Annotated in this window: 4 protein-coding genes; 1 reads left to right on the top strand and 3 read right to left on the bottom strand. The window is 33.7% G+C overall.

Translation table 11 applies throughout. The features are described 5' to 3' along the window. Positions 1-197: 197 nt before the first annotated feature. Both J3495_RS14815 and J3495_RS14810 read right to left on the bottom strand, forming a co-directional pair. The gene (locus tag J3495_RS14815; RefSeq protein WP_210667317.1) at positions 198-1,553 is read right to left on the bottom strand and encodes a UDP-N-acetylmuramate--L-alanine ligase; all 1,356 of its coding nucleotides are present in this window, start codon (positions 1,551-1,553) and stop codon (positions 198-200) included. A 31-nt stretch (positions 1,554-1,584) separates the two neighbouring features. After that, positions 1,585-2,271 (bottom strand): tetratricopeptide repeat protein, encoded by a 687-nt coding sequence (locus J3495_RS14810; protein ID WP_210667316.1) that lies wholly within the window; start codon positions 2,269-2,271, stop codon positions 1,585-1,587. Between the two features lie 129 nt (positions 2,272-2,400). Between J3495_RS14810 and J3495_RS14805 the strand changes: the two genes are divergently transcribed. After that, positions 2,401-8,934 (top strand): alpha-2-macroglobulin family protein, encoded by a 6,534-nt coding sequence (locus J3495_RS14805; RefSeq protein WP_210667315.1) that lies wholly within the window; start codon positions 2,401-2,403, stop codon positions 8,932-8,934. A gap of 124 nt (positions 8,935-9,058) precedes the next feature. Here the strand turns inward: J3495_RS14805 and J3495_RS14800 are convergent, their stop codons facing one another. Then, positions 9,059-11,203, bottom strand: coding sequence for a S46 family peptidase (locus J3495_RS14800; protein WP_210667314.1), 2,145 nt, complete (start codon positions 11,201-11,203; stop codon positions 9,059-9,061). Between the last annotated feature and the right edge of the window lie 284 nt (positions 11,204-11,487).

The raw sequence follows: 11,487 nt of genomic DNA, 5'->3' as shown, positions 1-11,487 counted from the left end.
AAGCCTTACAAGCATCATCATTTGGGAATTCTTTTACCAGATTGAGTATATTTTGACCTTTAAATTCTTCCATAAGTACTGTTTTACAACTACTAAGATACAGAATCTAAATTAATAACTCAATAAATTAATATAATCGAATGTATTCAAATTAGATTTATAAACAAGCCTATTATTGCTTTTCCCTTCCATTATAATTACTCGATCAAACCTTTTACTTCATCAAAATTCAGTCCACCATAGTTACCTGAACTCATTAATAACAAAGCAGAATTCTCTAAGTTTAAATTAAATAGATACTCTTTAAATTCCGCTGGATTAGTATAAATAATTAGATCTTTTCTATTGAAGGCACTTGCAATTTGATCATACGTTACTTCTTCCAATTGTTTTATTTTTACTGCATCTGGCGAATAAAAAACCACGGCCACATCAGCATATTCAAGAGCTCCTTCGTATTCTTTAAGAAACTCAGCATTCAAACTAGAATACGTGTGTAATTCTAAACAAGCAACCAAAATTCTGTTTGGGTACTGCTCTTTTACGGCTTTTGTTGTTGCAGCCACTTTACTTGGTGAATGCGCAAAATCTTTGTAAGCCACTTTTCCTTTTCCTTCAGCGATTTTTTCTAAACGTTTTGAGGCGCCTTTAAAACTTGCAATTGCTTCGTAAAAATCGGCTTCGTCAACGCCCATATTTTGACAAATCCATTTGGCTCCAGCCAAATTATTCAGATTGTGCGCTCCAAAAACTTCAATTGGCATATCGCCTTCGGGAGTTTTCAACAACGTTACGCCATCGTTTACACTGTATTCGGGAGTATGATACGCTAATTTTCGAATTGGGTTTGTAGCGGCTTCTGCAACACGTTTTACCTCCGGATCATTCTCATTGTATACTAAGATGCCACCATTGGTAATTTTGGCAATAAAAATTTCGAATTGCTCGACATAGTTTTCATACGTGGGAAAAACGTTGATATGATCCCAGGCAATTCCGGAAATCAAAGCTATGTTGGGTTGGTACAAATGAAATTTTGGCCTTCTGTCTATAGGAGAAGACAAATACTCATCGCCTTCTAAAACCATAAAATCATTTTCTTCGGTAAGATGCACCATCGTATCAAAACCTTCTAATTGGGCGCCAACCATATAATCTACTTGTATATTATGATAATGCATGACGTGCAAAATCATTGAAGTAATGGTTGTTTTTCCGTGTGAACCACCGATTACAACACGTGTTTTATTCTTAGATTGTTCGTATAAAAACTCTGGATACGAATATATTTTCAAACCCAATTCCTGGGCTTTTAGCAATTCCGGATTATCTGCTTTGGCATGCATCCCAAGGATTACCGCTTCTATATCGGCAGTAATTTTTTCAGGGAACCAACCCAATTCAGCTGGTAAAATTCCTTTTTTTTCTAATCTTGATTTTGAAGGTTCAAAAATTGCATCATCACTCCCTGTTACCTGATATCCTTTATTATGCAGCGCTAATGCTAAGTTGTGCATCGCACTTCCGCCTATGGCGATGAAATGTGTTTTCATTTAAATTCCAATTATTACCTGAAGCTGCAAATTATGCCTCAAATTTTCGTTTTAATTCTTGTGCTTTTTTAGGGTCTTTTAATTTGTTCAAATATAAATTATATAATTTTTGAAATGTGACTTTTGATTTACCAATTTCGTTGGCTTTCAAATAATATTTTTCTGCCAATGTATATCTTTTAAAATATTCTTCAATTCTTCCTCTCGACAAATACCCATCAACTGCCGAAATTTGTAATAACTGATTTGAAAATGAAATCGCTTTTGACTCACTTCCTCCCACAATACTTGGCAATTGCAGATAGATTTCGATCAATGCCCATCTGGCCGGAATATGTTTGGGCTCCAAAACAATTGCTCTTTCAAATGCCTCCTTCATATCATCAACCATTCCAAGAGCTTTGAATTTATTTACTTCCATAGCTCTCATGGCCAAAGCTCCGCCGTATTTGTAAAAATAATCTGCCTCGTTGGGTTTTAATTCTTTTAGTTTTTTAAAATATTCTGCCGCTTTGACCCATGATTTAGCATGAGATGCGATTTCGCCCAAATACTCAAGTGTCTTTATATCTGAGGGTTTACTTTCTAAAACTCTTTCAAAGATAAGTTGTGCTTCTTCATGTTTTTTTGCATGAAACAACTTCTCGGCCTTTTCAAAATTAGATTGAGACCAAACAGAGATTGGAACAAATAAAAAAAAGATTAGTAGGTTTTTCATATCTCAAAAATAAGGAAATATAAAATGCATTGTTTGCTTTTGGTGAGAAATTAGTAATTTGTACGAATTTATTTTAAAACCCTCCCAACCTTTTTCTAAAATTAGCGCTCTATATATTAAAACCATGTTATGAAAAATATAGTATTTGCATTCCTGCTGCTTTCATGTTCGTTATTTGCCCAACAAAATGATAAAAAATGGGAAAAAGTAATTGCCTTTGAAAATGAAGGTAAAATAAAATCGGCTAATGAAATTGTTCTCGAAATTTACAAAAACGCCAGAGTAACCAAAGACGAAGTACAAATGATAAAATGTTTTTTTTATCAGTCTAAATATTTGCAAGCAGTTGATGAAAATGCAAAAACAAAAATTTTAGATCATTTGAAAAGTGAAATCAATAGTGTTTCTATACCATCACAAGCGATTTTGAATTTTGTTTATGCAAAATGTCTAAACGATTATTATAACAGAAATACGTATCAAATTCAGCGTAGAACCAATACCGCTGTTCTTGACGAAGACTTTTTAACCTGGACAGAAATTAATTTTAAAAGTCAAATAAAGTTGGTATTACAAAAAACGTTGGAAAACGAAAAAGTTTTAAAAGAGACTTCGTTAGAAAAATACGAACTTATTTTTGATTTTTTTACGCTCGAAAAATTCAAAAAAGAAACTTTATTTTCTTACCTATTAAAAGAAAATATCGATTTGTATCAACAAAAAGTACGACAATGGGAGTTTACAAAAAGTGATTTCACTCCTTACACACAGCAGCTTTTAGGAAAATCCACTGATTTTTCACAAATAAATTTCGATTTTGTCACCAATGAAAATTTACGTACTGTTTTGACTTTATACCAAAAACAAGAGGCAAATTATCCTTCGGGAGACAATCAGTTGGAGCGCATGCAATATGCCAAAAATATGCTACTTGAGTCTGATGACACCTATTTTAAAGCCTTAGTTAGTTTACAGAAAGAGGTCAAAGACGCCGATTTCATTCAGAAAATTCAGTTAGAGAAAGCAATTATACTATCACAAAAGGCTTCAAAAGAAACTTATCCAGAGTACAACATACAATCTATTACAATATTAGACAGTATTATTTCGGTAAATAATCGATCAAATGCTCACAAATTGGCGCTGCAGCAAAAAGCAAATATTGTTTCTAAATCAATAAATATTGAGCTTCAAAAATTTATTTATGCTAATGAAAATACCAGAGCATACATTCGATATAAAAATGTTACACAGTTAAAAGTTTCTTTTTACCCGATCAATCAAAAACAACTTTTGCAATTTGGCGAGAACACTACTAAAAAAGATAGTTTAATAAACGCTTTGTTACAAAAAAAGAACGCGATCGCAACAGAGAATTATCTAATATTGAATAAAAATGATTTTTTTGAATACACTACCGAAGTACTTTTGCCTCAATTAAAAACAGGTTCTTATTTGGTTTATTTTGAAAGTGATTCTGACACAAAAGACAACAAAGCCTTTGCTTATGAAACCATTACAGCTTCAAATTTGGCGGTTTTAGCCTCTCAAAACGAAGCCGGAGAAACTTTTCAGGTTCTGGATAGAAAAACAGGAAGACCTCTGGAAAATGTCACGATCAAATCGAATCATTTTAGAATTAAAACCAATAAAAATGGTGTAGCCGTTTCTCCTCAAAAAAAATACATTTATAACAACAATGATCTTGAAGTGGCCAGTAAAACGGATACTATTTTAGTTAAAAAAAATTACCTCAATCATATTAGTGAATTTTCAGAAAAGGATAATGAAAATACTGATTTTAAAGGAAAAGTCGATTTTTATTTAGATCGTGCCATTTATCGCCCCGGTCAAACGGTCTATTATAAAGGAATTGCAATTCAAAAAAAGAAAAACGAAACAACTGTAGTTCCTTTTACAACATTCAAAATTATAATTCAGGACGCAGATGATAACGAATTTAAAAAATTTGATGTCACAACTAATGAGTTTGGCTCTTTTTCTGGCGAATTTATATTGCCCAAAAATGGCCTGACAGGCAATTTTACAATAGAAGCCGACGAACCTACAACATACGAAAATGACATTGTTTATAACAAAAAAACAGACGAACATCCGTTTTGGGAAAACGTTGATTTTGAAGATTCGAGTACTGATTTTAGCGTAGAAGAATACAAACGCCCTAAATTTGAGGTTAGTTTTGAACCCAAAAAAGACAGTTTTCAGGTTAATCAAGCCATCAAGGTAAAAGGTAATGCCAAAGCCTTTGCAGGGAGCAACATTTCTGATGCGGTAGTCAAATACAGCGTTACTCGATATACTAATTATTTTAGAAATTATTATGGCCAGCAGGAAGAAACCGAAACTTTGGTCACCGGAGAAACAAAAACCGATGCTTCGGGAAAATTCACCATTGACTTTATTGCTGTTCCTTCTAAAAACAGCAAAAAAGAGCAATTACCTATTTTTAATTATCGCATAAATACGAGTGTTACCGATATTAACGGAGAAACTCATGAGGCCGAAACCATTGTCAAAGTAGGCTATCACGACTTGGTTCTCGCTGCCACTCTTCCTAATCAAATTGTGACTAAAGACAAAAACGAGATCGCACTAACAAGCACCAACCTAAACGGAGAGTTTTTGGCAGCAAAAGGTGAAATTAAAATTTATTATAAGAGTCCGTTTTCAAATAAATTCAAGCCTAGAGTTTGGACAAATCCAGACATTGAAACCATCAATAAAGAAACATTTGAAAAATTATTTCCTTATGAAAAAAATGAAGAAATAAATAACAACAATACAGCAACAAAATTAGTCTACTCAAAAAAAATTAACACAGAAAAAGACAAAAAAATTGTTTTGGATTTTATCGAAAAATATAAATCCGGTAATTACAAAGTTATTTTTTCTGCAAAGGACAGTTTTGATAATCTAATTGAATCTTCAACAGAATTTCAAATTCTGCAAAGCAAAGACAAATTTAATACGAGCACTTTATTTACCATCAAACAAGTGAATGAAAATCCGAAAAAAGATGGTTTTGTGGCGCTAAAAGTAACTTCGGTCATTCCGGAACTTTATATTTCAGCGACAGGAAATTACAATAATAAAGTTTTTTTTGAAACCAACATTCACTTAGAAAACAATGAAAGCATTGTTAAAATTCAACTTAACAAAGAATTTGAAAAATACTTAAAAATAGGTTTTCAAAGTGTTTTTGAAAACGCTGTTTTTTATGATGACATTGCTATATTACTAAAAGAAGAAGCGACAAAACTAGAGTTTAGTGTAGAAACATTTCGAAACAAACTACAACCTGGGATTAGCGAGAATTGGTCGTTTATACTAAAATCGACCAATACTCTCAATGAAGCCGAGGTACTTGCCTCGATGTACGATAGCTCGCTAGACCAATTTACAACGAGAAGTTGGGATGCTTTGGGTTTTAACGACTATTTTTATAATGGCAGCAATAGTAAGTCTAGTTTGGGTTTTGATAAAACATCCCGTTATTTAATGAATCTGAACACTCCCAAAAAAAGAGTCCAACTAAATAACGAAAACTCAAAACTTATTTGGTTTGGATTTGATTTTAACAACGCCAATACTTCTGTTTACCTGCAGAAAGAATATCAAAAACAGCTTAGTAAAAAAACACAAAAACCAGCAAACGCAAAAATGATTTCGGGAATCATAACCGATGAATCAGAGATGCCACTTCCGGGTGTCTCTATTACTATAAAAGGAACGCAAAGAACAACATCCTCTGATTTTGATGGTTATTATGAAATTGAAGCCGCAGAAAATGAAGAGCTTGTTTTTACTTATATTGGTTTCAAAAATCAATCTGTCCTAGTCAAAAACACAAAAACCATTGATATTATTCTAAAAGAAGAAAACAGCCGTTTGCAAGAAGTTGTGGTGACTGGTTACGGAATTATGAAAAAAAAGTCTTTGACTGCCGCCATCACACGTTTAGCATCCGATGACGAAAGAATGCAAATTGAAGAAGACAATAATATATATAATACGGAAGGAATTGCAACACAATTACAAGGTTACGTTGCGGGCGTAAGTGTAGAAAAAAATGGGGCAGATAAAATACTAATACGAGGAGCAGCATCGAGTCAATCAACAATTCCTTTGTATGTTGTTGATGGACAAATCGTGACAGACATAAAAAACATAAATCCACAAGATATTCTGTCAATTGATGTTTTAAAAGATGCTAAGGCGACTGCTTTATACGGAAGTAAAGGCGCAAATGGAGTGATTATTATTACTACAAAAAAAGCATTAGAAGAGCTAACTCAGGTAAAAGCCAGAAAAAATCTCTCGGAAATGGCTTTCTTTTATCCAAATTTAAAAACGGATACAAACGGAAAAGTGAGTTTCAATTTTACTACGCCTGAAGCTTTGACTGCCTGGAAATTTCGTCTAATGGCTCATAACAAAAAAGCTGTTACAGGTTATTTAGAGAAAAATGTCGTAACGCAAAAAGATTTGATGATTTTGCCTAATTTCCCTAGATTTTTTAGAGAAAAAGATACTATTGTGATCAACGCTAAAATTTCGAATATCACCAATGAATCTAAAACCGGAATCTCAATTTTACAGCTTTTTGACGCAACAACGATGGAACCTATCGATACCAAAATGCTCAATACACAGAACGTAAAAAACTTTGCAATTACTGCTTTTGGAAACACCAATACCAGCTGGACTATCACTATTCCTGAAGGTTTGCAAGGTGTTCAGTATAAAATTATGGCTAAATCTGGTGATTTCTCCGATGGCGAAGAAAACATTCTTCCGGTTCTTAGTAACAATATGCTAGTCACAGAAAGTATTCCGATTTGGGTACGTGAAAACAGCTCTAAAGAATACACATTTGAGAACTTAAAAAACAACCATTCAAAAACATTAAAAAATCATCAGTTTACATTAGAATACACTTCAAATCCAACATGGATTGCGATGCAGTCATTGCCTTATTTAATGGAATATGAACACGAATGTGCCGAACAAACTTTTGCGAGATTTTATGCGAATGCTTTGGCCTCTGAAATTATTTTGAGTAATCCTAAAATTGCAACTGTTTTTGAAAATTGGAAAAAAAGCGAAAAACCAGCGTCGAAACTAGAAGAAAACGAAGAGTTAAAATCGATTATTCTGGCGGAAACCCCTTGGTTGAATGACTCGAAAACTGAAGAAGAAAAGAAAAAAAATCTAGCCCTTTTATTCGATTTAGAAAAAATGAAAACTTCTCAAAAAACGATCTTCGATAAATTAAAACAAAAACAAAAAACATCTGGAGGTTTTGCGTGGTTTGACGGAGGTAACGAAAGTGAATACATCACAAGGCATATTCTGGCAGGTTTGGGACATCTTTCTAAATTAAGCAAAAATGACGACAATGCCTCGCAAACAAACGAAATTGCTAAAAATGGGATTCCTTTTTTAGACCAAAAATTCATGGAGGTTCATAACAGAAGAATAGAAAACTCAAAAAAAACTTCTAAATTAATCTGGATCAACCCGTACTCAGATTTGCATTATTTGTACACCAGAAGTTTTTATTTAGAAAAATATCCACTTTCTAAAAAACTGCAAGCAGTGACAAAAATCTATTTGGAAACTGCCAAAAAAGACTGGATGACGTACTCACTTTATGAAAAAGGTCTTGCTGCTCTCACTCTCAACCGTTTTGAAGAAACTGAAGTCGCTAAAAAAATCATAGAAAGCCTTAAAGAAAATGCATCAAATAACGAAGATTGGGGCATGTACTGGATTGCCAACAAAGCTGGCTGGTATTGGTATCAGGCACCGATAGAAACGCAAGCTTTATTGATTGAGGCTTTCGCCGAAGTGACGCACGACAACAAATCTGTTGATGCTATGAAAGTCTGGTTATTAAAAAACAAGCAAACCAAAAATTGGCCTACCACAAAATCTACAACCGAAGCCATTTATGCTTTATTATTACAGGGCAATGACTGGATGAGTGTAAAAGACAATACCATCATTAAAATTGGAGATGAAAAAATCATGACCAAAAAATTATCCGAAAACGAAAAAGAGGCAGAAACTGGCTACATTAAACTTAGCTGGAAAGCAAACGAAGTAAAAAACGAAATGGCGACTGTTAACATACAAAACAAATCCGAGGTACCAGGTTTTGGCGGCGTGTATTGGCAGTATTTTGAAGATCTGGATAAAATAAAAACCAGTACTGAAACGGCTTTATCCGTAACCAAAGAATTGTATCTGAAAAATGTTAGCCTCAAAGGAAAGGAGTTAGAAAAAATCACTTCTAAACAAGAATTAAAAACAGGCGATTTGGTTACTGTACGATTAATTATTAAATCAAAAGAAGACATGGAATTTGTTCATTTAAAAGACATGCGTGCTTCTTGTTTTGAACCAGTAAATGTACTTTCGGAGTACCAATACAAAGACGGATTAGGGTTTTATATGAGTACAAAAGATGCAGCTACACACTTCTTTTTTGAAGAAATCAACAAAGGAACTTATGTATTAGAATATGATATTAGAGTGAACAATAGCGGAGAATTCTCAAACGGAATCACTACAATTCAGAGTATGTATGCTCCCGAATTTGCAAGTCATACCAAAGGAATTCGGGTAAAAGTCAAGTAATGATTTTTTACTTTTAAAAATAAAAATTTGGTCAAACCAATATTCTTTAGAACTAACCAAAAAACATAAAAAACCCGACACATTTCAAAAATGTGTCGGGTTTGCTTTTAGAACAAAGATCGAATTATTTTACAATCGTCATTTCGTCAATAATATTTTTTGCCCCGGCGTATTTATCGATCAGCCAAAGTACATAACGAATATCTACATTGATGGTTCTTTGCAAATTGGGATCAAAAATCACATCTCCTGCCATTGCTTCGATATTGCCATCAAAAGCAACACCAATTAATTCTCCTTTTCCGTTAAGCACTGGCGATCCTGAATTTCCTCCTGTGATATCATTATCAGTAAGGAAATTTACAGGCATGTAACCATTTTTGTCTGCATACTGGCCAAAATCTTTGGCTTTGTTCAATTCTAACAAACGAGCTGGCAAATCAAATTCCTGATCTCCTGCTTTATACTTTTTTACCATACCGTCCATGGTAGTATAATTGTTTATTTTGGCATCGTTGCGATTGTCAGCTGGTAAAGCACGAACTTTTCCGTACGTCAATCTCAAAGTTGAGTTGGCATCAGGATATTGAATGGCATTAAGTTTTGATTCTCTAAAACCTTCTACCAATTTGCGATAAGCAGTTGCAAAATCATCATCCGATTTTGTTTGGTCTGCGGTTTTAGTACGGTATTTTGTTAGTAAATCATTAGAAATAATATACAAAGGATCGTGTACAATGGCCAATGGTTTTGGATCTGCCATAAAAGCTACGACTTTCTCTTTGGTTGAGAAATAACTTATTTCGATTGCTTTTGCAACATCTGCAGCAAAATCACCGTTATTTTCAGATTTCATTTTTGCTATTTGCGGAGCCAACCCGTATTCAGACGCTTTTGCAGCATATAAATTCAATTGTGCCGTTAAAACATCTTTTTCAAGAGGCGCATAAAAATCACCATAAATATTGTCGATCATGGCAGTAATCTTAGGCAACATTTCGGCTTTTTTAGCATCATTTTCGTTATAATAAGCAATCAATGCATTTCCTAAATTTGCTGGTCCTGCTGCATAACTTGACGTACGCAAAAGTTGCATTAAGTAATTATCGTGAGTTGCTTTTAAGTTAGTCGCTCTGTAATACTCATTGATAGTAGGAATTACATTTTCGTACTTATCCTTATTAGCAGGTTTAGTCGACCATTCATAAAATTTATCTTCCTGCTCCTCTTTTGTTGCTGCAGTTCCTGCTTTTGTCAAAGCATCAATCATACCCTGACGGTTTTTCCAGTAATTGGCAGTCGAGGCATATTTTGAAGCATATTGCAAACGAACTGTTGCATCGGCATCCATGTACTTTTTCATTTGGTCCATTCCGGTTTTTGCACCTTCAACCCAAGCAGGATAAGCATATTTAACATTTTGCTCAATTCCGCCCGCTGGCATCCAGCGATTCGTTCTTCCAGGATAACCCAAAATCATGGCAAAATCTTTCTCTTTTACTCCTTTAATATTTACCGGTAAATAATGTTTCGGCTGCAATGGCACATTGTCCTTAGAATAAGTTGCAGGATTTCCGTCTTTATCAGCGTATACTCTAAACATTGAGAAATCTCCTGTATGACGAGGCCACTCCCAGTTATCTGTATCTCCACCAAATTTACCAACACTTTCAGGAGGCGTCCCTACCAAACGAACATCGGTGTAATCCTGGTAAACAAAATAATAATATTCATTTCCTTGAAAGAAAGGACGAACAGAAACGGTATATTTTCCACCTTCGTTATTTTCCTTTTCGATTAATGCAATCTCTTGCTGAATGATTTTATTTCGCTCTGTTTCCGTCATTTTATCATTTACTTTTGATAAAATTCTTTTAGAAACATCATCCATACGCACGAAGAAACGAACGTATAGTGATTTTGGTTTCATTTCGGCACTTTTTTCTTTGGCCCAAAACCCATCTTTCAAATAGTTTTGTTCTGCTGTCGAAAGTTCAGCAATTGCATTGTATCCGCAGTGATGATTCGTAAGTACCAATCCTTCTTTAGAAACAATTTCTGCAGTACAGCCTCCGTTAAATTGTACAATAGCATCTTTTAAGCTATGATGATTGATACTGTAAATTTCTTCAGCGGTCAATTGCAGACCCATTTTTTCCATATCCCTATGGTTCAATCTTTCGATGAACATCAAAAACCACATTCCCTCATCGGCTCTTACAGGAAAAGCCATAAGACACATTGTTAAGAATAAAATTATTTTTTTCATATTTATTTATTTTAGTTATGCGAATATAATTCATTTTCTCAGTAAAACCAGTGCAGAATACCTAAAAACAAAATATAGACGATCTATTATGAGACAATTTTATGAAATCAATATTTACGGAATAAAAAAGAAGAAACCGTTTTCGTACTAATTTAAAACTATGAAAACTAACACTTTCAAAAATTAAAAGAAAATTTTCCTTAAAAACTTATTAATTTTGTAAAAATTAACTTTCAATAAAAAATTAACAAATAATTATTTTCTTACAATAATGTTTTGTTTAG

Source organism: Flavobacterium geliluteum (assembly GCF_017948595.1).
Classification (GTDB): Bacteria; Bacteroidota; Bacteroidia; order Flavobacteriales; family Flavobacteriaceae; genus Flavobacterium; species Flavobacterium flavipigmentatum.
This window is presented reverse-complemented; position numbering and strand designations above follow the sequence as displayed.

Excerpts from the sequence above, each read along its gene's own strand:
- J3495_RS14815 (WP_210667317.1), bottom strand. The coding sequence starts at position 1,553 with ATGAAAACACATTTCATCGCCATAGGCGGAAGTGCGATGCACAACTTA.
- J3495_RS14810 (WP_210667316.1), bottom strand. The coding sequence starts at position 2,271 with ATGAAAAACCTACTAATCTTTTTTTTATTTGTTCCAATCTCTGTTTGG.
- J3495_RS14805 (WP_210667315.1), top strand. The coding sequence starts at position 2,401 with ATGAAAAATATAGTATTTGCATTCCTGCTGCTTTCATGTTCGTTATTT.
- J3495_RS14800 (WP_210667314.1), bottom strand. The coding sequence starts at position 11,203 with ATGAAAAAAATAATTTTATTCTTAACAATGTGTCTTATGGCTTTTCCT.